This window comes from Arthrobacter sp. A5 (assembly GCF_051131705.1).
Lineage (GTDB): Bacteria > Actinomycetota > Actinomycetes > Actinomycetales > Micrococcaceae > Arthrobacter_M.
Genome location: NZ_CP180316.1, coordinates 3,361,417 through 3,384,273, shown reverse-complemented (window position 1 = coordinate 3,384,273; position 22,857 = coordinate 3,361,417). Strand labels below are relative to the sequence as shown.

The 22,857-nt window shown below is 63.0% G+C and carries 22 protein-coding genes and 1 pseudogene; 13 read left to right on the top strand and 10 right to left on the bottom strand.

Going from position 1 to position 22,857, the window contains the following annotated elements:
- Positions 1-77: 77 nt before the first annotated feature.
- On the bottom strand, positions 78-1,403 hold the full coding sequence (locus tag ACLLJI_RS15940; RefSeq protein ID WP_434614217.1) for an MFS transporter: 1,326 nt from the start codon (positions 1,401-1,403) through the stop codon (positions 78-80).
- A 170-nt stretch (positions 1,404-1,573) separates the two neighbouring features.
- On the opposite strand from ACLLJI_RS15940, the gene ACLLJI_RS15935 reads away from it, so the two are divergent.
- A complete protein-coding gene (locus ACLLJI_RS15935; protein ID WP_434614214.1) occupies positions 1,574-2,758 on the top strand; it encodes a helix-turn-helix domain-containing protein in 1,185 nt (394 codons plus the stop codon).
- Between the two features lie 487 nt (positions 2,759-3,245).
- Here ACLLJI_RS15935 and ACLLJI_RS15930 read toward each other — a convergent pair whose 3' ends face one another.
- Positions 3,246-3,701: a TA system VapC family ribonuclease toxin gene (locus tag ACLLJI_RS15930; RefSeq protein WP_434614211.1), complete on the bottom strand. Its 456-nt coding sequence runs from the start codon at positions 3,699-3,701 to the stop codon at positions 3,246-3,248.
- Positions 3,698-3,940, bottom strand: coding sequence for a CopG family transcriptional regulator (locus ACLLJI_RS15925; RefSeq protein ID WP_434614209.1), 243 nt, complete (start codon positions 3,938-3,940; stop codon positions 3,698-3,700). The genes ACLLJI_RS15930 and ACLLJI_RS15925 overlap by 4 nt, the downstream gene beginning before the upstream one ends.
- Positions 3,941-4,379: 439 nt before the next feature.
- Here ACLLJI_RS15925 and ACLLJI_RS15920 point away from each other — a divergent pair.
- Positions 4,380-4,937 (top strand): annotated as a pseudogene (locus ACLLJI_RS15920) (thiamine pyrophosphate-dependent enzyme); the annotation flags it as partial.
- A 727-nt stretch (positions 4,938-5,664) separates the two neighbouring features.
- Positions 5,665-6,339, top strand: a complete 675-nt coding sequence (locus tag ACLLJI_RS15915; RefSeq protein ID WP_283561373.1) for a ScbR family autoregulator-binding transcription factor — start codon at positions 5,665-5,667, stop codon at positions 6,337-6,339.
- 488 nt (positions 6,340-6,827) lie between these two features.
- Here the strand turns inward: ACLLJI_RS15915 and ACLLJI_RS15910 are convergent, their stop codons facing one another.
- From ACLLJI_RS15910 to ACLLJI_RS15895, 4 genes are all read right to left on the bottom strand, one after another.
- Positions 6,828-7,874, bottom strand: coding sequence for an aldo/keto reductase (locus ACLLJI_RS15910; RefSeq protein WP_434621605.1), 1,047 nt, complete (start codon positions 7,872-7,874; stop codon positions 6,828-6,830).
- Between the two features lie 45 nt (positions 7,875-7,919).
- Positions 7,920-8,882 carry a ribokinase gene (locus ACLLJI_RS15905; RefSeq protein ID WP_434614205.1) on the bottom strand — a complete coding sequence of 321 codons (963 nt, stop codon included), beginning with the start codon at positions 8,880-8,882 and terminating at the stop codon, positions 7,920-7,922.
- 64 nt (positions 8,883-8,946) lie between these two features.
- A complete protein-coding gene (locus ACLLJI_RS15900; RefSeq protein ID WP_434614202.1) occupies positions 8,947-10,371 on the bottom strand; it encodes an MFS transporter in 1,425 nt (474 codons plus the stop codon).
- Positions 10,368-11,336 carry a nucleoside hydrolase gene (locus ACLLJI_RS15895; RefSeq protein WP_434621602.1) on the bottom strand — a complete coding sequence of 323 codons (969 nt, stop codon included), beginning with the start codon at positions 11,334-11,336 and terminating at the stop codon, positions 10,368-10,370. The genes ACLLJI_RS15900 and ACLLJI_RS15895 overlap by 4 nt, the downstream gene beginning before the upstream one ends.
- Positions 11,337-11,546: 210 nt before the next feature.
- Between ACLLJI_RS15895 and ACLLJI_RS15890 the strand changes: the two genes are divergently transcribed.
- Positions 11,547-12,626, top strand: coding sequence for a LacI family DNA-binding transcriptional regulator (locus ACLLJI_RS15890; protein ID WP_434614199.1), 1,080 nt, complete (start codon positions 11,547-11,549; stop codon positions 12,624-12,626).
- Between the two features lie 102 nt (positions 12,627-12,728).
- Here ACLLJI_RS15890 and ACLLJI_RS15885 read toward each other — a convergent pair whose 3' ends face one another.
- From ACLLJI_RS15885 to ACLLJI_RS15875, 3 genes are all read right to left on the bottom strand, one after another.
- Positions 12,729-12,932: a DUF305 domain-containing protein gene (locus ACLLJI_RS15885; RefSeq protein WP_434614196.1), complete on the bottom strand. Its 204-nt coding sequence runs from the start codon at positions 12,930-12,932 to the stop codon at positions 12,729-12,731.
- 13 nt (positions 12,933-12,945) lie between these two features.
- Positions 12,946-13,122, bottom strand: coding sequence for a hypothetical protein (locus ACLLJI_RS15880; RefSeq protein WP_434614193.1), 177 nt, complete (start codon positions 13,120-13,122; stop codon positions 12,946-12,948).
- A 70-nt stretch (positions 13,123-13,192) separates the two neighbouring features.
- Positions 13,193-13,792: an HAD-IC family P-type ATPase gene (locus ACLLJI_RS15875; RefSeq protein ID WP_434614190.1), complete on the bottom strand. Its 600-nt coding sequence runs from the start codon at positions 13,790-13,792 to the stop codon at positions 13,193-13,195.
- Between the two features lie 540 nt (positions 13,793-14,332).
- On the opposite strand from ACLLJI_RS15875, the gene ACLLJI_RS15870 reads away from it, so the two are divergent.
- The 9 genes from ACLLJI_RS15870 to ACLLJI_RS15830 all read left to right on the top strand — a co-directional run bounded on the left by ACLLJI_RS15870 (position 14,333) and on the right by ACLLJI_RS15830 (position 22,844).
- The gene (locus tag ACLLJI_RS15870; RefSeq protein ID WP_434614187.1) at positions 14,333-15,928 is read left to right on the top strand and encodes an ABC-F family ATP-binding cassette domain-containing protein; all 1,596 of its coding nucleotides are present in this window, start codon (positions 14,333-14,335) and stop codon (positions 15,926-15,928) included.
- A 313-nt stretch (positions 15,929-16,241) separates the two neighbouring features.
- Positions 16,242-17,009 (top strand): hypothetical protein, encoded by a 768-nt coding sequence (locus ACLLJI_RS15865; protein ID WP_283561380.1) that lies wholly within the window; start codon positions 16,242-16,244, stop codon positions 17,007-17,009.
- 105 nt (positions 17,010-17,114) lie between these two features.
- A complete protein-coding gene (locus ACLLJI_RS15860) occupies positions 17,115-17,375 on the top strand; it encodes a hypothetical protein (protein WP_434614184.1) in 261 nt (86 codons plus the stop codon).
- Between the two features lie 268 nt (positions 17,376-17,643).
- On the top strand, positions 17,644-18,204 hold the full coding sequence (locus tag ACLLJI_RS15855; protein WP_434614181.1) for a dihydrofolate reductase family protein: 561 nt from the start codon (positions 17,644-17,646) through the stop codon (positions 18,202-18,204).
- 253 nt (positions 18,205-18,457) lie between these two features.
- Complete coding sequence (locus tag ACLLJI_RS15850) at positions 18,458-19,375, top strand: alpha/beta hydrolase (protein ID WP_283561383.1); 918 nt, start codon at positions 18,458-18,460, stop codon at positions 19,373-19,375.
- Positions 19,376-19,500: 125 nt separating this feature from the next.
- The gene (locus ACLLJI_RS15845; protein WP_434614177.1) at positions 19,501-20,289 is read left to right on the top strand and encodes an IclR family transcriptional regulator; all 789 of its coding nucleotides are present in this window, start codon (positions 19,501-19,503) and stop codon (positions 20,287-20,289) included.
- 158 nt (positions 20,290-20,447) lie between these two features.
- On the top strand, positions 20,448-21,092 hold the full coding sequence (locus ACLLJI_RS15840; RefSeq protein ID WP_434614174.1) for an ABC transporter permease: 645 nt from the start codon (positions 20,448-20,450) through the stop codon (positions 21,090-21,092).
- Entirely contained in the window at positions 21,085-22,089 is a 1,005-nt protein-coding gene (locus ACLLJI_RS15835; protein WP_434614171.1) for an ABC transporter ATP-binding protein, read from the top strand. Before ACLLJI_RS15840 ends, ACLLJI_RS15835 begins: the two co-directional genes overlap by 8 nt.
- Positions 22,086-22,844 (top strand): ABC transporter permease, encoded by a 759-nt coding sequence (locus tag ACLLJI_RS15830; protein ID WP_283561387.1) that lies wholly within the window; start codon positions 22,086-22,088, stop codon positions 22,842-22,844. Before ACLLJI_RS15835 ends, ACLLJI_RS15830 begins: the two co-directional genes overlap by 4 nt.
- Positions 22,845-22,857: the final 13 nt, after the last annotated feature.

The window sequence follows — 22,857 nt, the reverse complement described above, 5'->3', positions numbered from 1 at the left end:
GAGGTGATTCTTTCCTGTCATTCTCGGTGGGGACGTGTCGCTCGGTGTTTGAAGGTTGCTCGGTACTTGAAGGTTGCTCAGTGCTTGAAGCCGGGCAGGCTCACGCTCATCCGCGGCGCGACGATGCCGGCGACCGCGGTGAAGAGCGACAGGAAGATCAGGATCGCTGCCGCGGGCCACCAGTGGTTGGCGGCCGAGGCGACGAGGCCTGTGGCGGCCAGCGGTATGAATCCGCTGATCATGCCGGCCACGTTCTGGGCGAAACCGACCCCGGTGTAGCGCGTGCGTGCCGGGAACAGGCCGGTCAGTACGGTTCCGGAGGCAGCGTAAGGGAACGACAGGGCGGCCACGGCGAGGACCATGCCAAGGATCACGAGCACCTCGTTGCCGCTGGAGATGAGCATGAAGGATGGAACGGCGACGACGGCGGAGACAAGGCCGCCGTAGATGATCACCCGGCTGGCACCGAAGCGCTCGCCGAGGCGGCCGCCGAGGAGAAGCACCGGGATTTCCACGATGGCGGCGATCATCCCGCCCAGCAGCATGAGGCCGGCATCGTAGTGCAGAATCTTAACCCCGTAGTAGACGACAAACTCCGTGACCAGGTAGAAGCCGCCGACGCCCAGCAGCGCCGCGGCCATGCCCACAATGATGTGCTTCCATGACTCGACCAGGACGGTGCGGATCGGAGCCTTCTCTGTTTCGCCCTTTTCCAGCAGTTCGGTGAAGACCGGGGACTCGTCGAGGCGGCTGCGGATGTACAGGGCGATCAGCAGCATCGGGATCGCCGCCAGGAATGGGATACGCCATCCGAACGAATTGAAATTCTCCGCCGAGAACAGCAGGGTCATCGCAAAGAAGCCGCCCGAGGAGAGGATCGTTCCGATCGGGGAGCCGATCTGCGGCAGTGCGGCATACCGTGCTCGCTTCTTCAACGGGGCGTTTTCCACGACCAGGGTCATGGCGCCGGACCATTCGCCGCCCACGAAGAGGCCCTGCACGGCGCGCAGCAGCACCAACAAGATCGGCGCGGCGATGCCAATGGCAAAATAGGTCGGCAGCATGCCGATCAAGCCGGTGACGACGCCAATGCCGACGATGGTGACCATCAGCGTCCTGCGGCGTCCGATCTTGTCCCCCATGGCACCGAAGAACATGCCGCCTAGCGGTCGGAACACCAGACCGACGCCGAAGGTGGCGAACGCCGCCATGGTCGCTGCCGTGGGATCGGCGCTATGGAAGTACTGGGCATTGAAAATCAAGGCGGCCGCGGCGCTGAACAGGAAGAAGTCGTACCATTCCATGGCGGTGCCGATCATGGCACCGATGGCGACCTTGGTCGCTTCCTTGTCGGTGATGGTCCGGGTCGCTCCGGCTTCAACATTCGTGGGTTGATACGTCATGGGATCTCCGCGGTAGGTCCATTTGGTGGTGGGAATGCAGGTCCGGCAGCGGCGATGCGCGGACAGGAAATTGAATACTTCCGAGTCTGCCGTTGTGGCGCAGCTCATACGGGCACGGAATGTCGCCAAATCTCCGCAACACATTGTGCAAAAGCACATATTCTAATACTGTGAGCAACTTTTATTCGACCCAAACAGTGGGATCCGACGGGGCCGAGGCGCGGCGCTGGCATGAATTGCTGGACCGGCTCCTGGTGGCGGCCCTGACCAGCACCTTCCTGGACCGGGTCCTGCAGATACCCAGTTACCGAAAGGCGCCGCTCCCGGCCAGCGAAATCCGAAGGACCGCGGCAACGTCGTTCGCGGCCCTGATCAAGAGTCTGCGGCACGACGTCGATTCCGCGGGGATGGAGGCCGAACGGCTGCGCATCGCCACCGAGGTGGGGGTCTCCCGAGCCCGTGCCGGTATTCCGGTCGAGTCCCTCATGTCCGCGATCCGCCTGGACTTCTCGGTGCTCTGGAGCGAGCTGACTGCCCAGGCCGACGAAGCCGACGCGGCCCTGCTGGTGCGGCACGCCGAAATTGTGTGGCATGTCGTCGACTCCTATGCCAGCCAGACGCAGGTCATCTACATGGCCGAGCAGCAGCGCATCCTCAACGAGGCGACGGCGATCCGGCAGGGCTATGTGGCCGCGGTCTTCGGGCCGGTCAATCCCACAACGGAGATGCTGGACCGGATCGCCAACGAACTGGGCCTCCACCCGGACACGCCCCTGGACGTTACGGTGGCGGCCGGCACCGAGGCAACGCAACTGCGCGTGGTCATCGCCCATGCGGCGCGGCGGGGCAGCGAGATCTTCACCCATCCTCTGGGGGATGCACTGGTGGCTTTCTGGCCCGTCGATGAACGCCCCGGTTCGGCCGTGCACGAGGCCGCGGAAGAGATCCGGCATCTGCGCTGCGGTCTGGTCGAAAACGTGGCGGGACTACCGGCGCTCGCCTCATCCGCCCGCATCGCCGGGGATCTCGCCAGCCTGATCAGCGACCGCGACAAAGGGGCCCTAATGCTCAAGCGGGCGTGGGCGAGAATCGCCCGCATGCGACTGGCCGAGGCCGGGATCCCCATCGCCGCCGACGTCGACACCGCCCTGGCCCGGTGTGGGGGAGCGGAGCGCGAACGACTTGTCGAAGCGGTCCGGACCTACGCGGTCACCGGCAGCGTGGGCGCCGCCTCGGAACAGCTCTTCTGCCACCGCAATACGCTGATGAACCGGCTGCGGCGGTTCCGGGAGCTCACCGGGATCGACGTCATGATCCCGGACCAGATCGCCCGCCTCGTCGTCGCCTGGTCCTGACCGGCTTGCCTTAGATCGGGACCAGCAATGGTTGGCGACGCAGTATCCGGCCACCGACGTGGGGAAGAAAAAAAACGGCCCCCCGGAAGGGGCCGTCGGACTACGGTCGTTGGACCGCAGCGGGGTATCTAGTTAAGCCAGCAGACTTTCGTGTCCGTGTGTCGTCCGCGACTTCGGCCAAGAGTGACTGGATGGCTACAAGCAATTCAGACTCAACTTACACTCACCGTAGCCTGCAGCGATTAGTGTGCGTCTGTCCGCAAACCAGAACCCGGCAGTCAGTCCATGCCGGTGACCGGGCTAAGCGATTCCCTACGGCTGGCAACAAAGGTAGGTTCGCCGTCCCCATCAACCCCCCAAAGTCTGCCCCGGAGCTGGTATAATAGCGGGTTGATCTCTGGCATTGCTTCGGGCGCCTGAGCAACAACAAGTTGCGGCTGTCAAGAGGATATCCAGGTGCGGCCTCAGTAACTGACCGCGACGCACGTCAGCGCTGTCCGTCCGCAGGATCGAACCAGGTCAATCCTGAAAACCGGGCGAATCCTCGATCTGCCGTCGCGAGACGAGCCCCGTGGGCAATGGCAGCAGCGGCGATGTAGGCGTCGGGCACCAGGTTGCCCTTGACGGCCCGATCGACGTCGATCAGTTGTGCGAACGCTCGCCACAAAGACTCGGACGCAGGCAACCATCTCGCGGAAGGAGCGCCGATCAGCGCGTTCACGAATTCAAGTGCGCGTCTGATGGGAGCAGGGGACGGCATGATTTTCGGATGCGTGACGATGCGCACAAACCCGGATAGGACGGTGTCGAGAAGCGCGAACTCCTCTGCTACGGTCGGCACGGCTCCCCCCAACGCTTCGGCGAGCCACGGTGCATATGCCTCGTGCTGCGGTGCATCCGAGTCGAACGCGTACACCAGCACATTGACGTCGACGAGAATCACGCGGATTCATCCATAGTCGCCCACAGTGCCTCCCGGTCCGCGATATCGACGAGATAGCCGTCCGCGCTCTTGCCGTTCCATGTCGGGAGCTGAAGCGGTTTTCCCGCGTAGCGCTGAGCGGACGAAAGTCGTTGCCGGAGCGCTTCCTCCACGATGCTCGTGACCGTGCGCTTTTCGGTTGCCGCCGCCCGCTTCAATGCGTCAAAGAGCGCGTCTGGCAAGTTCAGGGTCGTCTTCATGCATACCAGCATACTCGTTCATATGGGCATATGGTTCGAGCCTGCATGGCGGTACTTTCTCGCTTACGAAGAATCCCCCGGCGCTCGCCCGCGTCACCAACGAGTAGACCCGACGTCGTGATAGACCCAACTGCTCGGCAGCATCATCAGCAGCTTGCTTTCCCACAGTTCCCAACGCGGCGAACGGGGCGATCACGGCCGAACGTCGCCGGGCCAGCTCCGATGCCTCCTCCGATATGGATAAGAGACCACGCTCAACGATCGGCGTCTCATCTGCCTTCATATCGTCCGCGATTCGTGCAGTGGGTTTTCCATTCTTTCTACCATCATCTCCTTTGCCTATCGCATTTCCGTACGTTGTACGATGGGCTTGTCGTTCACCGCCAACGCGCTGCATCCCACGAAGGCGGCGTGGCCACGATGGCGGAGGCGCGGCGGACCGGAGCAGAAGTGCCGCACGGAGGAAATCCGCCGTCGAATTGCCCCGGAGTCACAGTGGCGGGATGTGCCCATCGAGGACTTTTCCACGGCAGACCGAATGGACCCCCGGGTTCTCAGCGCGAGGCTTGATGAACTCCTGCCTGCTGAACGGATCGTCTCCGTGGATTCCGGCAACTTCATGGGCTACCCCAGCCAGTACCTCTCGGTTCCGGACGAATTCGGTTTCTGTTTCACCCAGTCCTTTCATGCCATCGGGCTTGGACTCTATACGGCCATCGGTGCCGCCATGGCCCAGCCCGGAGGCTGCCGGTTCTCGGCACCGGTGACGGAGGGTTCCTGATGGGCATTTCGGAGCTGGAAACAGCAGTGCGCCTGTCTCTGCCACTGGTCTGCCTGGTCTACAACGATGCCGCCTACGGAGCCGAGGTGCATCACTTCGCCGCACCAGGCATTGATACCTCCACCGTGGAGTTCCCCGACACGGACATTGCCGCATGCCAAAATAGCGTCCGACGGCGGTTCCTGGTGGCTCGCTGAAGCCTTCAAGGGTCACTAGTTCCTCAGGTGCGCGGGATGGAGCAGGAAACGGTAATCAGCTCAATTGGGCAGACCTGGAGATATTGTTTTAGGCCAGCGGATGGGAACGTCTCGAGAATCCGGCCGCACGGGTGCGCTGCCGTCAAAAACATCGGTGCCACCCCCTACCGGTCTCCAGCGCTGCCGACTAACCTGTGGCGCATGGACTGGAAACTTGAACTTGTGTTTGTCCCTGTGTCCGATGTTGATCCCGACGGCAACAAGTGGGCACTGCAGTACATCCCGAACCGGCCCAAGAGCTAGGTCATATTCCAAAAATCCGGCGCGTACAACGGATGCCCTGCCGGATGGCCGTGCCCGCGCTATGCGCTTCTGCGCGCGGCGCGCATATTTCGACAACCGGCGTGATTCCGTCTTCCGGGACCAGAGCTACAGCTCAGCAGCCATCCGCGCACGGTGGCGGCCGGCGTCGTTGTCACTTCCCTTGATTGCCGGTGACAGTCGTTCAGTGTTGAGGCTCTTATCCGGTACCTGCTGAGGAACCGGGCGGCCCGGTCGGCCGTCTTGCTAGGATCGCAAGGAGGGGCGTCGTCGCGTTTTCGGAAGGGCCTGGAGATCCAGGCGTCCGATGAAACCGGAGGCACCGGGCGGAAGGATCCTCGCCGGGCGGCAATTTGACTCCCACCGGAGAGTTCATGATCGAGGGTCAGGCAAACATGACATCCGACTAGGGGGGAGGTTCATCAATGGTCCTTCAGGATCGAGCAAAGGCCACACGTGAGGCGATCCTTGCCGGTGCAGCGGCGGTCTTTGAGGAGCACGGCTACGGCAATGCCAGCCTGACCCAGGTGTCGGACGCCGCAGCGGTGACCAAGGGAGCCCTCTACTTTCATTTCCAATCCAAGGAAGTGCTGGCCAAGGCCGTTATCGAGGAGCAGCACCGGATGGCCCGTGCGTACAGCGAAGAACTCCTCAACGAGAACCGTCCGGCACTGGTGACGATGATCCTCATGTGCCGTGCCTTCGGGCTCCAGCTCGTCAATGAACTCGTTGTCAGGGCTGGCATCCGCCTGACCTTTGAAGCGACGGCGTTCGGTGCCCCCATGCCGGAACCTTATGAAGACTGGATCGCCACGATGGAAGACTTGGCGGATCAGGCCAAGAAGGAAGGTCACATTCGCTCCGGAGTGGATCCTGCTGCATTTGCCCGGTTCATCGTGGCGTCGTTCACCGGGGTTCAAATGGTCTCCGACGTACTGACCCGCCGCGCGGACGTCATGCTGCGCATCGAAGAAATGTGGGCGATCCTGCTCCCCGGGATTGTGCATGAAGATTTTCACGAGGATCTGAAGGCTCTGTCCGGACTGATTTCCGGTGATGGTTCCAGTTCGAAACCGGCGAAGGCTGCCACCCGGGCGTGAGACCTCGGGATGGGCGCACCAGGACCACCTCGTTCTCCACTGCGAGTTCGACGATGGACGTGATGTGGTTGTCGGGACTGCTGAATCCGGCGATGAATCCGGCAACACCAGATTCGACAAGCATGGCATGGGAATGACCAGATTAAACCGGATGACCATATTGTTTCTAACTCGTCATTGGTCTATTCTCTTCTTTGGGGGCTGCGGGTTCGATGGGAAAGTAGTTCGGCATCCGCGGACGTCCGAATGTGCCGGCGTTATTTTTGGGGGCGGCGGCAACCCCTTCGGTCCTTCGATTAGAGTCATGGCTCAGAACTCTGGTGGTACGGCATTCGCGGCCGCAAAAGAGATGTGGCCAGCCGTATTGGGGGATCGGCTGGCCACACAATTAAACAGTACAGATCCTCTGACACAGTGCGGTGGGATTGGACGTCGACGCGGCGGAGGTTTTGCTCCCGGGGAGAGACACTTCCGTGCCGACGCGCAGGTCACCGCCGGCGGAGCTCGGGCGTCAACCAGAAATTGCTGAAACCAGCATCATCGGGGTTCACATTCACCCCGGGCGGCACGATTTCGTCGATGCGGTCGAGGGTGGATGCGTCGAGCTCGAGCGCAGCGGCATCCAGCTGTGACTCGAGCTGCTCCATGGTCCGGGGCCCGATGATCGCGCTCGTGACCGCGGGGTGACGCAGCACGAACGCGATGGCGAGGTACACGAGCGGGATGCCCAGTTCGTCGGCAAGTCCGCCCAACTTGTCCGCGGCGTCGAACTTGGCGGCTATCTTGGGGTTGCCCAGGTCGTAGCGACCAGGATCGCGATCGCTGCGATGGGTGGCCGGCAGATCCTGTCCCTTGCGGAACTTGCCACTGAGCCATCCGCCCGCTAGCGGGCTCCAGACCAGGGTCCCCATTCCGTGCCGCTGCGTAGTCGGCAGCAGATCGGCCTCGATGCCTCGCGTGAGCATTGAGTAGGGTGGCTGCTCCGTGACGAAGCGTGCCAGGTGGCGCTCACGCGAAGTCCATTGGGCCTCGACGACCTGCGATGGCTGGAACGTGGACGAGCCGATGTAGCGCACCTTTCCCTGGGCGACCAAATCGCTGAGGGCGCCGAGACTTTCCTCGATGTCGGTGTGCTCATCGGGACGGTGCATCTGGTAGAGGTCGATGTAGTCGGTACCGAGCCGGCGCAGGGAGTCTTCGACCGAGCGGATAATCCAGCGGCGCGAACCGCCACGATAGTTAGGCTGCTGTTTCATGCCGTTGAAAAACTTAGTGGCCAAAATGATATCTTCGCGCCTGCCGGATTGGGCAATTGCCTTGCCGACGATCTCCTCCGACTCCCCGAACGAGTAGATATCAGCGGTGTCAATGAAGTTGATGCCAGCATTAAGGGCGCGATGAATGATGCGGATCGAAGCTTCGTGATCTTTGTTGCCCCAATCGCCGAACATCATGGTGCCGAGGGCGAGGCGGCTGACCTCCACTCCCGTGCGTCCGAGGTACGTGGTGGGCTGGGCTGGGCTTTGCGCTGGCATGTTTTTCACTCTACGCCTGCGCTCAGCGGACGGTTTCGCCCGGCTCTACGACCGGGAAGAAGTCGTTCTCCCGCCCGAAGCAGTGCGGGCCGCAACCTCCGCCGCCGTGGGATAGGCCGCCTGGGTGCCATTCTTGGTGGCCGCCATGGCCGCGGCCACGGAGGCGTAACGGGCGGCCGCCAGCAGGGAATCACCGGCGGCCAGGCGGGCGGCCACAGCTCCGGTGAATGCGTCGCCCGCGCCGGTGGTGTCGACGGCGTCAACCCGGGTGGGTGCAATGCGCGCCACGCGCGCGGGCGAGGTGGAATCCAGCACCACGGAACCCTGCGAACCAAGCGTGACCAGCACCCGGGACAGGCCGCGCGCGGCTAACCTGGCCACGGCGGGTTCCCACTCGGACTCCGGGTCCTGCGCGGAGGGCAGTGTGAAGCCGTCCAGGAACTCCGAGGCCTCGTGCGCATTCACCAGCAGCACATCCGTCAGCGCCGCCAGTTCGGACGGAATGGACGCATAGGGTGAGAGGTTCAGCAAAACGGTGGCGCCGCCGTCGTGCCCTGCCTGCGCCGCGGCCTGCACGGTATCCAGCGGCACTTCCAGGCACAGGCAGACCACCGCGGCACCGGCAAACGAGTCCGCGTCCATCTGCTCCGGAGCCAGCTTGCCGTTGGCACCGGCGGAGATGATGATCGAGTTCTCCCCGTGGCTGTCGACGGAAATCACCGCGACACCCGTGGGCCCGGCGGTGCAGCGCACGCGGCTGACATCGACCCCGGCGGCCGCAGTGGAGGCCAGCAGCATCGCCCCGTTGGCGTCGTCGCCCACCGCGCCGATCAGCGTCACCGAACCACCCACCAGGCTGGCCGCCACGGCCTGGTTGGCACTCTTACCGCCGGCGTTGACGGCAAAACCGGTCCCGTGCAGGGTCTCGCCCGGCAGCGGCAGGCGGTCGCAGTAAATGGTCAGGTCTGCGTTCAGCGAACCGGCCACAATGATGCGTCGGGAAGTCATGGCGTGCCTTTCCAGGCTGTCGGTGGCGGGCAGGTGCGGGCTGGGTGCGGGCAGGTGCGGGCATTTAAGCGTGGACCTCGGCGTCAACCGGCTTGGGAATCAGCAGCGAGGAGGCCAGCGCCAGCGCCGTGATCACCAGGGCCACAATCACCACCGTGGTGTAGGACGCCACAACGCCCATGGTTCCAGCGGCCACCAGAATCGCCGGCAGCACCAAAAAACTCAGGCCGGCGCCCAGGTTAAACGCGCCGGCGTTCATCCCGGGCAGGAAGCCGGGGTTGCCCTCGGGGGAGTGCACCACGCCCAGGCCGTTGAGCATGATGTTCACGGTGCCGGCATACATAATCCCCAGCAGCACCGTGCCGGCAATCATCAGGCCCAGGTTGTGCAGGCCAAAGAAACCGATCACGGCCAGCGCCACCAGGGCGCCGATCAGGCCGATCCGCAGCACCCGGGTGTAGCCGAGCACGGGCGCCAGCCGGCCGGTGATCGGGCCGAAGACCCAGCCGAGCAGGGCGTACGGGGTGAGGATGAGCAGCGACATTTCGGTGGCGCCGATGCCGAAGCCGGGATCCGCCGCCTGCACAAACGCGGGCACAATGCCGTTGATCACGGCGAAAATGCCGGTCATGGTCAAGGTGGTGGTCAGCAGGGTGGCCCAGGTGGCGCGCCGGCGCAGGTGCACCATTTCCACCATCGGGTGCCTGGAGCGTTTCTCCGTGTTCCAGAACAAGAGGAAGCCGACGACGGCGATGACCGCCAGGACGATCGTCTGCACCAGGGTGTCGGTCGAGTAGGCGCCCAGAAGGGATGTTGCCTGGTTGAGGGCCGTCAGCAGGGCACCGACCGCAACGACGATGAAGAACACGCCCCGCCAGTCCATCCGCGTGCCCTCGCCGGGCTTGCTTTCGCGGGAAAGGAAGGCCACCAGCACGGCGGCGGCCGCTCCGAGGACCACCATCAGCCAGAAGATGCTGCGGAAACCGTAATGCTGTGCGAAGAAGCCGCCCACGAACGAGTCAATGCCGGCAATGCCGCCGTTGACCGCCGTAATCAGGCCCATCAGTCCGCCGTATTTCTTGGCGTCGGTGACTTCGGAGCGCAGCATGATCAGGGCCAGCGGCACGGTAGGGCCGCTGACACCTTGGACGATGCGTCCCACGAACAACCAGGTGACGTCTGGGGCAACGGCGGAGATGACCGAGCCGGCGGCCATCATGATCATCATGCCCAACAGCACCTTTTTGCGGCCGATGATGTCGCTCAGGCGGGGCAGGAACAGGGAAAACAGCGCCGCCGCGGTGAAGAACCAGGTCTGCGACAGACCGATCACGGCCTGGTTGATGTGCAGTTCCTCGCCCATGGTGACCAGGGCGGGACTGAGCATGGACGCGTTGAGCTGGAAGGCGATACAGGCGGCCAGCAGCGCCACCATCAGGGCCGTGACGCTGCCGGCTTTGGACTTGGTGCGGCTGAAGGCGGTACTCATGCTTCCACATCCCCGATCCGGACCAGCGCGTCGGTGACGAGGTCCCAGAACTTCTGATGGTCCAGTTTTACCGCAACGGAGGTGTTGCAGTCCGCGGGCGCCGGTGCCCGGAAGTCCGCAACCGTCATGCCAAGGGTGAGCGTGCCGTTCAATTCAATGTCCACCGGGACCTTTTGCGTGGTCATGACGGACGGGTCGATCACGTAGGCCACGGCGCAGGGGTCGTGCACCGGCGGGTAGTCGAAGCCCTGCGCGTCCTTGTAGGTTTTGGTGAAGAATTCCATCAGCTCCATGACGAACCTGGCCGGTTTGGTACCCACGGCCTCAATCCGCGCCACCACGTCCGGGGTGGCCAGCGCCTGGTGTGTCAGGTCCAGGCCCACCATCACCACCGGCCACTTTTCGTTGAACACGATGTGTGCGGCCTCGGGGTCGATCTTGATGTTGAACTCGGCCATGGCGCTCCAGTTGCCCACGTGATAGCCGCCGCCCATCAGCACAACTTCCTTCACGCGCTCCACGATGCGCGGTTCCTTGCGGGCTGCCAGGGCAATGTTGGTCAGCCCTGCGGTGGGGACAATGGTTACCGTGCCGGGCTCGTGCGCCATGATGGTGTCGATGATGAGGTCGACGGCGTGTCTTGGGTCGAGCGTGATGGTGGGCTCCGGCAGAACCGGGCCGTCCATGCCGCTGTCCCCGTGGATGTCCGGCGCGGTCTCGATGTTACGCACCAGCGGCCGCGGGCAGCCGGCCGCAAACGGAACCCCGGTGATGCCGGCGATGGTGCCCACGGCCAACGCATTGCGGGTTACCTTTTCCAGGGTCTGATTGCCGACGACGGTTGTTACCGCGAGCAGCTCTATGTCCGGATTGCCGTGAGCCAGCAGGATGGCGACGGCATCGTCGTGGCCGGGGTCGCAATCCAAAATGATCTTTCGGGGGGTGCGGGCGTCGAAGGTGTCCAGGCCCGCCGTGCGGGACTTCTCGGAGGTTAATTCCGGCTCAGGGTTCAATTTTTTCTCCACGTCATGGGGGCCGTTAGCGTTGGGGCCGCAGGGTCATCTCCAGAATTCTGGCACCCCGCCGCGCGCACGTCAAGCGCTTAATGTGAAATGCATCAAGCGCTTGACGTTTAGTGGGCGTGCGACGCGCCTGGCTGACGATACGATCGAGGGATGGAGACTGAACCACGTACCAACGTCCCATCGCAGAGCCGCCCCCGCGCCACGGCCGCCATGGTGGCGGCCCTCGCTGGCGTGTCCACCGCCACGGTGTCCTTGGTGACAAACGGCAAGACCGCCGGCAGGGTTTCCACGCAGAACATAGCGAAGGTGGAACGGGCCATAGCGGAACTCGGCTACGTCGTCGACGGCATTGGCAGCTCCCTGGCGAAGGGCCGCAGCAACATCGTGATCCTGGTGGCCCCCGATGTTTCCAACCCCTTCTTCGCTGAAGTCATTGCAGGCGTTCGGTCTGCCATGGGGAAGGAATTCCAGCTGCTGCTATCCGTCACCGACGCCGGGCAGACGCCGCATCCGGACGACATCCGGAAACTCTTCTCCCTGCGTCCGGCCGGATTCCTCGTGGATGCCCCGAATGCAGATTTCCTGGCGGCCTTGTCAGCGACCGGCCCCATGGTGCTGCTGGATGCGCCAGGGATCGACAGCCAAGCGCCGTCGGTCAACTTTGATGTCGGCCACGGAGCACGTGAACTGGCCAATCATCTGGCCTCCGCCGGTCACCGCACGGTTGCGTACCTGGACAGCGTGACCGGCACCGAGACTTTCCGGGTGCGGCGCGAAGCTTTTTATGACCAGGCCGCCAAGCTTGGCATGGCGGTGCCGGAGGGCGCGCTCGCGAGCACAACGGTCGACGTCGGAGCTGCCGCGATGTCATTCGCCGCGGCCTGGCCGGCGTGGCAGCAATCGGGTGTGACCGCCGTCGTGTGCTGCACTGACACGCACGCCTACGGCGTGGTGCAGGAAGCGCGGGTACAGGGTGTGCGGATCCCTGACCAATTGGCCGTCACCGGATTTGATGATCTGCCGTACTCGGCCGCCAGTAATCCGGGACTGACCACGGTTCACCTTCCCGCGAGGGAATTGGGCACCACGGCCGGTGAGTGGTTACGACGGCTCATGGCCGGCGGCGTCGTGGATCAGCCGCATGTGATGTTGGAAAGCACTCTCGTGATACGTGGTTCGACAGTTTCACACCCGATGGCTCACGCCGGCACGGAGAACTGGCTGAAATAGCCGGCGGGCACGAGACGGGGCATGGGGCGCGGCTTCTGCCTCGCCCCATGGTAAGGCCGGCAGCGGGAGATCAGCGGGAGATCAGCGGGAGATCAGCGGAGATCAGCGGGAGATCAGCGGGTGTTGAGCAGGTCCTTCATGCCAGGCGGTTGGCCAGCCGGTCATTTTGGTGATTTCCGCGGCCTGGGCCGCCTTGATCTGCGTGGCGAGTTCCTTGGTGCGCGGATCGAGTCCGTCCTCGGCCAGCATCATGTCGCTCATTGTCACGGCCTGTTCGTGGTGGGGGATCATCATCTGCACGAACATGGCGTCGGCACTGTTATGCGCGGACGCGGACGGCGGGGAAGACTGGGCGCCCATATTCATGCCCGGCATGCTGCTCGAACTGCTGCCGGTGGCGGGCGGCGGCAGTATTGGTGCCTGTGGGGGAGCCGCAGCCGGCCATGGTGATCGCGGCCGCTAGGGCCAGAGCGGAGATCGAAAGGTAGCGCTTCATAATGTTGTGCGCTTCAAAGTTGGTTGCTGTCTGTCAGCCCTGCAACGGTGCGTACAGGCGCAGACCGTGCTCACCGGACTCGGCTTGGGTTCAGGTCGAGGCGGCGCAGCAGTTGCGCATTCAGAGCCACGACGATGGTGGAGATCGACATCAGGATTGCCGCGACGGCCGGGGAAATGGCGACGCCGGCAAAGGCGAGCACGCCCGCGGCCAGGGGGACCGCAACGATGTTGTAGCCGGTGGCCCAGATCAGGTTCTGGATCATCTTGCGGTAGCTGGCCTTGGAGAGCTCGATCATGGAGACCACGGAGCGCGGGTCATTGCCGGCCAGGACGACGCCTGCCGATTCCATGGCGACGTCGGTGCCGGCACCGATGGCGATGCCCACCTCGGCGCGGGCCAGGGCGGGGGAGTCGTTGACGCCGTCGCCGACCATGGCGACCTTCAGCCCGCGGTGCTGCAGTTCCAGGACCTTCTTGTCCTTGTCCTGGGGCAGGACCTCAGCAAAGATCTCGTCGATGCCCAGGTCGGCGTCGGCAACCTGGCGTGCGTCGCCGGCGATCATGGCGACCTTCACTCCGCGTTCCTGCAGTTCCCGGACCGCGGTACGGGACTCTTCGCGGACCTCGTCCTCCAGTGTGGTCGTGTGGTCGTGATGCGGGGTGTTCACGACTCTCCTTTTGGCTCGGTGCGGTGTTCAGGCGTCGGCGAGCCGGTTGCCGGCTTCCTCGACGGCCGTCCGCAACGCCGTCGAGGGCCTGCCGTTGTTCAGTGATGCCGGAGACGCAGCGGCCGCAGGCCATGCCGGAGACCTGGAACGAGACCGCGTCGGCGGCCGGCCGGACCGGGAGCGTCGGGTCAATTCAGCAGGCGCTCCGCTGGACCGTGGGGGTGAGGACCTTCATTGCGTGCCGGCCGACGGGGCCGTGACGTCATGGTCGGTACTGCCGAACTTATACCCCCATGGGGTATCTGTCTAGTATTGCGCAGCTGCCAGCCCTATCCACGACCGGGTGGACGGGCGGAGTGCATTTGTCGGCTGCTGTCGGGGAGAATCCTGTGCCGGTAGAATCAACAGTGGCCATACAGCTCCTGCCGACAGCGAGCCGCGGTCTTGGTCGGGCCGCAACGACCGCGGAATTGCCCGCAGAACGCACCGGTGACGGACGGTACTCCGGCCGCCAGAACACCCCTTGATAGGACTGCATCAATGAGCCTGATCCGGCTGAACGACGTCAGCGTCCGCTTCGATAATGTACAGGTCCTGCGGGAGGCGTTTTTCCGGCTCGAGCCAGGGGACCGCGTCGGGCTGATCGGCAAGAATGGCTCCGGTAAATCGACCATTCTGAAGCTGATCCTCGGCCAGCTGCCCCCGGACAGTGGGACTGTCGCTCTGGAGCTTGGCACCAAGGTGGGCTACTTCTCCCAGTTCTCCGAGTTGAACGGCGCCGCCACCATCTGGGAAGTCCTCGACGCCCTGTTCGTCAACATCAAGGTCATCGAAGCCGAACTGGCATTAATCGACGCGGCCATCGCCGCGGACCCCTCGGATGCTGCGGAACTTGACCGGCTGATCCACCGCCAGTCCGAGCTGTTTGAGGATATGGACCGGCTCGACGGGTGGGACTACCAGCGCAACATCGACAAGGTGCTCACCACGCTCGGCTTCAACGAAGCCCACCGTATCTGCGCCATCGATGAGCTGTCCGGTGGCTGGCGCAATCGTGCAGCCCTGGCGAAAATCCTGCTCGAGGGACCGGATGTGCTGCTGCTGGATGAGCCCACCAACTATTTGGACGTCGCCGGCGTCGAATGGCTCGAAAGCTGGTTCAGGACTTTTAAAGGTGCCGCGATCATTGTCTCGCATGACCGGAAGTTCCTTGACGCCGTCGTCACCCGCATTATCGAGGTGGAGAACTTCCACCTGCATGAGTACCCGGGCAACTTTGGCGAGTACGTGGTGGCGAAACAGTTCCGGCTCAAGACCCTGGAAAGCCAGTTCGTGCACGAGTCCGAGCTCCTGGCACTCGAGGCGGAAGGACTTTCGGACCGCCGCGAGGCCGCGAAGGCTGCCGGCAAGGGCCTGGGGAACCAGCTGGCCAAGATCAAAAAGTCCCGCGCACCTCGGCCGGTGGACAAGATCATCACCGAAATATACGGCGGCCTGCACGTCAAGGATGTGCTGTGCCGGGTGGAGGGGCTCGCCAAGGCCTACGGTGAAAAGCTGTTGTTCAACGACCTGAGTCTCGAGATCCGGCGGGGCAACCGGATCGTGGTGCTGGGCGCGAACGGCAGCGGCAAGACCACGCTGCTGCGGGTGTTGACGGGGGAGGAGCAGGCGGATTCGGGCGACGTGGTCTGGGCGAAGGGCGCGGGGTTGGTCTCCTACAACAAGGTGCTGGAGGAGCTCGACGACGACGACACGGTCACCCATGCGGTCAATGCGATGCCTGACAGCCTGGCACTGACCGCGACGAAAAAATCGGTCAACAGGTTCCTGGCGATGTTCCAGTTCTCCGAGGCCGACCTCGCGCAGCGGATCGGGAATCTGTCCGGCGGGCAGCGGGCGCGCGTGGCCATGGCGCAGTGCCTGCTCTCCGGCGCCTCGGTGCTGCTTTTGGATGAGCCGACCAACCATCTGGACCTGTCCAGCACGCAGGTGATGGAACGGGCGCTGCTGCATTTCCCGGGCGCTGTGGTGGTGGTCAGCCACGACCGGTTCTTTACCGACAAGATTGCCAACCGGCGGCTCGTTTTCGCGTCAAACGCCGCAAAACCCGGTGAAATCGAGGTGCTGGCCGCCTGAGTCCCGTTGGCTGCAAGAGCTGCGTCCCGTTGGCTGCAAAGAGCTGCCTTTGAGGAGGCGGGCCCTGCAGGGCGGGGACCGTGCAGGGCGACGCGTGCAGGGCGGGAACAATGTTCAACTTCTTGCGTAAGAACCTTGTTTTCGCGTTGATCCGCTGTTGTGCTGGTATCACGGTCTGCGGGCGCAATGTGTGCGAGGGCCGAAGGTGTGCCATCATTAATTTAGAGTTGGCCCTGCAGAGTGGGGGGAGAGCCAATACAGACGCCGTTCACCCGGTGCCTGAACCCTAATCTCAGCCCGAAAGGCCTCTCCTATGTCCCCAACCATTGAATCCACCGCAGTGCATGCCGGCGCTCGGGTCGTCAGCAGCTACGTCATGACGGATGGTTCACCCCGCTATGGGATTCTGGCGGAAGGCCGGAACGCCGGCGGGTTTGAAGCGGCCGATGAATATCCGAAGGTTCCCATAAGTTCGGCAGCGCGGATGGGACTGAACCATCTTGCCGCGGCAATCAATCACCGCCTTGCCCAGGAGTGGTCAGACCGGGAGGATCCGCTACTCGTGGACCTGCGGAACGAATACCCGGCGGAATTGAAGGTTGCGGAAGCCAACGTCAGGACTTTGCTCGGGACCGCCAAGGAGTGGCGGCTGAGGGCGCAGCGGAATTCCGACCGGGAGTTGACCTCGCTGACCGCGCGGCGACGGACCAAAGGCCAGCTACTGCGGGCACTGATGCAGCGGATCGGCCTCATCATCGCACTGTTCGTCCCCTCCCTCGTCGTGGCCAACGCCGGAGCCCCCGTCGACGTCTTGGTGCTGGTCGGGGTCGGTTCAATCCTGGTGGCCGGCGCGCTTGGCGGCAGGATCACCGAGCGGCTGCGGCTGCCTTCCGGCCCGGCCATCCGCCTGTCCTGGCTAAATGAACTCCGGCAGGACGTCATCGATGCCGAGCTACTGACCATTGTGCACAGCAAAGGCTTCCGTGTCAGCCCGGCCGCCGTCCTGGCTGCCCGGCGCGGATGGCGGCACATCGTTCACGTCACGACCACGATCAACCTGCTCGACAACGGACCGCGCTAACCGGCGGTCCTGATCACCGGCCGTGCCGCACAAAGGGGCGGCCGGTCGGCATCCCGAGAGAAGTCGGAAAAACACGTTCCAGATCCTTTTCCGCATCGTATCCCCGTGCTCAAGCCGGTCACCGCAACCGTGGTGATCCTGGCTGGCGTGGCCATCTGGAATGACTACTCGATGTCCGTCTACCTGCCGGCCAAACCCAGCGTGCAGACCATTGCCCCGGCCATCGGCTCCTTCTTCGCGCAGCAGAGCAGCAACCTGGGCGCGGCCTCCGCCGCGTCGCTGATCGCCGTGCCACCGGTGCTGGTGGCCTACCTGTTCCTGCAGAAATACTTCATCAAGGGCATGGCGGCCGGGGCCGAAAAGTAGCAGGACCCGCCGGTGCCGTGCCTCCAGATGGATGTCGCCGAGCCCGGCTCAGGCAAGGCCCCGGACAAATGACCGGGGCAAGTTGGTGCGGGCGCGGGCAGCTGCGTCAGACCTGTTGCGGCCGCGGGAAGTTGAGTCAGATCTGTTGCGGGCCGCGGGCCGCTGAATCTATCCTCGGACTACCAGCAAAAACCCCGACCGGACTACCGGTGAATCTCCGACCGGACTACCGTGAAGGCGCAACCGACATGCGGATTGAAGGCGCAGCATGGCCACACTGATCTACTCCGGTATCACGTCGCTCGACGGCTACGTAGCGGACAAGGACGGCAGCTTCGACTGGAGTGTGCCGGACGAGGAGGTGCACAGGTTCGTCAACGACCTCGAGCGCCAGGTCGGCACCTATCTCTACGGGCGGCGGATGTACGAGGTGATGGCCGCCTGGGAGACCATATACGCCCGGACGGACCAGTCTCCCTTTGTCCGGGACTTTGCAGAGATATGGCAGGCGGCCGACAAGATCGTGTACTCCGGGACGCTGAAGGCGGCCTCCAGCGCCAGGACGCGGATTGAGCGGGATTTCGACGTCGGGGCGGTCCGGAAGATGAAGACGACGGCGGCACACGACATGACTGTGGGCGGCACTGACCTCGCCGCCCATGCGATCAAGGCAGGCCTGGTTGATGAGTGCCGCATGTTTGTTACGCCCGTCGTGGTGGGAGAGGGCAAACACTTCCTTCCCGATGGAGTCCACCTGAAGCTCGAACTGCTGGAGGAGCGCCGTTTCCGCAACGGGGTTGTATATCTTCGCTATCGCATCAGGACATGACGGCGGACCACCGATCCCTGCCGGCAGGTGGAATCGCCGTGAGCGACGCTTAGCGGAGGAACGACCGGCAGCTCAGGCACTAGCGCTTCCCCCTCCCCTTTGCGGGGGTTCACATGTTGGTTGCAGTATCTGCATCGCTCCATTGCACTTCGAGCAACATGCTTGCATAGTAAGGCGTGTGACTGAGAGCCCGCCGCAGCGGCTGCCAGCCATTCGATGTATCGCCTGCTTAAGTACTAAACGAAGGAAAAAAATGATTGAGAAAGAAACAACATTCTTCAGTGAAGGCAGCCGCCTCAAGGCCACGCTCTATTACCCTGACAATTCAACGAGCGGACCCCAGCCGGCCCTAATTATTAACTCCGGCTACCAGGGATTCAATGAGTTCTACCCGAAGATGTTCGCGCGCCAGATGACGGAGCGCGGATACATCTGCCTTGGATTCGACTACCGTGGGATGGCAGACAGCGAGGGTGACAAGGGCACGGTTCTTATCGAAGAGCAGGTCGCGGATATCCGCAATGCGGTCACTTTCATGCAGTCACAGAAAGATGTTGATGATCAACAGCTGGGACTCATCGGATGGGGAATGGGCGCGGCCAATGTGGTCCTCGCCGCTGAAAAGGGAAGAAACGTTGCTGCCGTGGCTTCGCTGAATGGATTTTACGATGGTGAACGGTGGCTGAAGTCGATTCATTCCTACGATGAATGGACCCGGATTCTCGACGAGGTGCACGAAGACCGCGTGCGGCGGGTCCTTGAAGGGGAATCGAAACTGGCAGACACCTTCGCCCATTACCCGCTTGATCCTGCAACGGACGATTACGTGCAAAAAGAACTCGCTCAAGTGTACGGATTTGGACACCCGACCCGGCTGCAGTTCACAGAATCGATTCTCGATTTGAAGGTGGGAAAAGTGGTCAGGAACCTGGCGCCGACGCCGCTGTTCATCGGACATGGGTCGCGCAATTCTCTGCACCCTTACGACGAGGCCTTGGCCTTGTACGCGTCGGCGTCGTCCCCGAAAACGCTGTACACCGTCGACGGCCGGCACAATGATTTTATGTACAGTGACCACCCGGAATTTTTGATGCTGTGCGACCGGCTGAAGGAGTTTTTTGACCAGGCATTCCTGGTGAGCTCTTCCCCGTCCCGAAGCGTATCCGCCTAAGGGTCCGAGACAACTGTTTCCTCACCTGGCCCACGGTGCAAGTGGGCGGGGTCCGTCTTCAGAAGTGAAGACTTCTCGGAAACCGTTGCGGTTTATGCAACGGCTTGTTGCATACGTCACATCCGATGCTTAGTATTTGGGACATGGTCATGGAGCAGAAACATACTGGAGCGGCGAGGGTTATGGCAATCCTTGACGTACTAAGTTCTGCGGACGTCGCAGAGTTTCCGGAGGGTATGACCGTTTCTGACGTTTCGCGGTCTATGGGGCGTGAAAAATCGGTCGTGTCGCGCCAGCTTAAAAGTCTGCTGGAGAGCGGCCTGGTTGCCCGCGATGCTGCAGGTCGATATGAGTTGAGCTGGCGGCTGTTTGCTCTGGCTTTGCGCGCCGGTGATCAGCGTTTGATGAAAACCGCGGGGCCGGTGATGTTGCGCTTGACCGAGATGGTTCGGGAGCGGACGTATCTGACGGTGCTCAGCGATGGCGAGGTATTGACGGTTCACTCGGAGAGCTCGAGGCGCTCCATTGAAGCGGTGGGCTGGGTGGGACGCACAGTGCCGGTGAACCGCAGTTCAAGTGGGATGGCGCTGCTGTTGGACCATGAAGATGAACATATTGTCGACATCGTCCGGCGGGGCGACGACGGCATCACGGCCCGGGAGGCCCGGGAGTTCCTTGCCCGGGTGCAGGACGCCCGCCGTCGGGGCTACACGGTGGCAAACCGGATATTTGACCCGGAACTGTTGGGCATCGGCGCACCGGTGCGCGATTATTCTGGACGAATTACAGCTGCCGTGAACATTTCGGGCCCTGCACTCCGTATTGAACCTCATATACACGTGTTCGCGGGTCACCTGCTTTCGGCCGTCCAGGCTTTTCAACAACCACTTTCGGCGGTTCGCTCTTTGGCGTAGTGGCCACTCCATGTTCCGGAAACCTAGATCTGCTGTCCTCGAACTTTCCGTTTATCCATCTAGTCAAGAAACTAACAGGAGAAATCATGCAACGCTTCGCCCTGCCCTTTTTCAAGCCCGCGTTCGCGGCCCTTCCCACAGTCTGATCCGGTATCGCCGTGTTGCTGTCGTATTTGGCCGATAACGCTACTCGTTTGCTGTTCCTGGCGGAGCAGCACGCTGAACTGGTTCTCATCAGTGTCGCAATTTCGGCGGTCATAGGAATAGGGCTTGCCCTGGTGACGGAGTCGATGCCCGGCCTGCGGCAGGCGCTGTTGTCCGTGACCGGCACGCTCCTGACCATCCCATCCTTCGCCCTGTTTGCCCTCATGATCCCGCTGCTGGGCTTGGGCGTCGCTCCGACCGTGGTGGCTCTGGCGATCTATGGGATCTTCCCGATCCTGCGCAATACAGTGACCGGAATTGAGGGCGTGGACCCAGCGGTCATCGACGCCGCCCGGGGCCTGGGCATGGGCCGGGGAAGGCGGATGCGCACGGTCGTGATCCCGCTGGCATGGCCGGTGATACTGAACGGTATCCGGACGGCCACGATCATGCTTGTTGCGACCGCCGCGATCGGCGCCGTCGTCCGCGGGCCCGGACTGGGAGAGCTGATCTTCCGCGGCCTGGCCCGCATCGGGGGAGCGAACGCCCTGAATGAGGCTTTGTCGGGAGTGATCGGGGTTGTGCTGGTGGCACTGGTCCTTGATCTCCTTTTTATCGCGATCGCGAAAATCACCACTCTGCGAGGATTAAATGTCTGAAAAACCAGAATGCAGCCCGGACACCATGATTTTCCTGGACGGCGTGTCGAAACGCTACGCCGATCAGCCCAAGGCCGCGGTGACTGGCCTGTCGATGGAAATCAAGCGCGGTGAGTTCGTGGTTCTGGTCGGCCCCTCGGGGTGCGGGAAGACCACGACACTGCGGATGATCAACCGCCTGGTCGAACCCAGCGAGGGACGGATTTGGATCGACGGCAAGGACGTCACCCACGTCGACGTGGATCGCCTGCGCCGCGGTATCGGTTACGTGATTCAGCAGATCGGGCTCCTGCCGCACCTGACGATCGCCGAGAACGTTGCTTTGGTGCCAAAATTATTGGGCACCCCGAAGGCCAAGAGGGTCCAACGGGCTGAGGAACTGCTGGAGCTGGTCGGTCTGGAACCGGCTACGTATGCCCGCCGTTACCCGCGTCAGCTCTCGGGTGGCCAGCAGCAGCGGGTCGGCGTGGCCCGGGCCCTGGCGGCGGATCCGCCGGTGATGCTGATGGACGAACCCTTCGGCGCGGTGGACCCGATCGCCCGGGAAAAACTGCAGCTGGAATTTCTGCGCCTTCAGGAAAGGATCCGGAAGACGATCGTTTTTGTCACCCACGATATTGACGAGGCTCTGCGCCTGGGCGACCGGATCGCGATCTTCGGCGCAGGGTCCAGGCTGGCCCAGTTCGACACGCCTTTGGAGATACTGAGCAATCCGGCCGACGATTTCGTCCGGGATTTTGTCGGCGCCGGCGCGGCCGTTCGCAGGCTCTCCCTGCTGAAGGTGTCGGACGTCATCGATTTGTCCACCCCGGATGCCGGCGGCCTGCTCAGGACCGTGCAGGTGGGTGCCGGGGAAACTGTGCACCGGGCCTTGGAACAGGTCCTGGCCGCGAGGGCGGAAGGAGTCTGCGTGAAGCTCGAAACAGGTGCTACCCGGTTCATTGACCTGCAGGGGCTGCTGACCGCCGCTGCCGAACCAACGAGGGCGCTCTCATGAGCTCGACCGTGATGGAACGGGTGACGCTGCCGGGAAGCCGGCGCTCAACGCTCTGGGTGATGCCGGCGATCGTGATTGCCCTCGTGGTCGGAGTTTCCCTGTATGTCAGCTCCATTCCCCTGGATTCCAGTGAAACCCGCAGCATGGCCCCCGGGGTGGTCCTTGCCTCGCTGTGGCAGCACGTGCAGCTGGTGGCCGTCTCAACCGTGCTGACCATCGTCATCGGTGTCCCGGCCGGCGTGGCCCTGACCCGGCCCCGTGCCCGCAGAGCCGGCGGGGCTGTTTTGGCTGCAGCGAATGCAGGCCAAGCCGTCCCCTCGATCGGTGTGCTGGTCCTGCTGGCCATGCTGTTCGGGGTCGGTTTTTGGATGGCGGTGATCGCCTTAGTCGTCTATGCCCTGTTGCCGGTCCTGCGCAACACGATGGTCGGCATCCGGCAGGTCAACCCGGCGCTCATCGACGCCGGGCGGGGGATGGGCATGAGTGCCCGGGAGGTCCTCTACACCATCGAGCTCCCCCTCGCAGTCCCCGTGATGCTAGCCGGGATCCGGGTCGCGCTGATCCTGAACGTGGGGGTGGCTACCCTGGCCGCTTTCACCAACGCGGGTGGCTTGGGAACCATCATTTCCTCGGGGATTTCCCTGAACCGGATGCCCGTACTCATTCTTGGCAGCGCGCTGACCATCGCTCTGGCCCTGACCGTGGACTGGCTGGCCGGCATCGCCGAGCGCCTGCTTCGTCCGCGCGGAATCTGAAAAACAACCAATC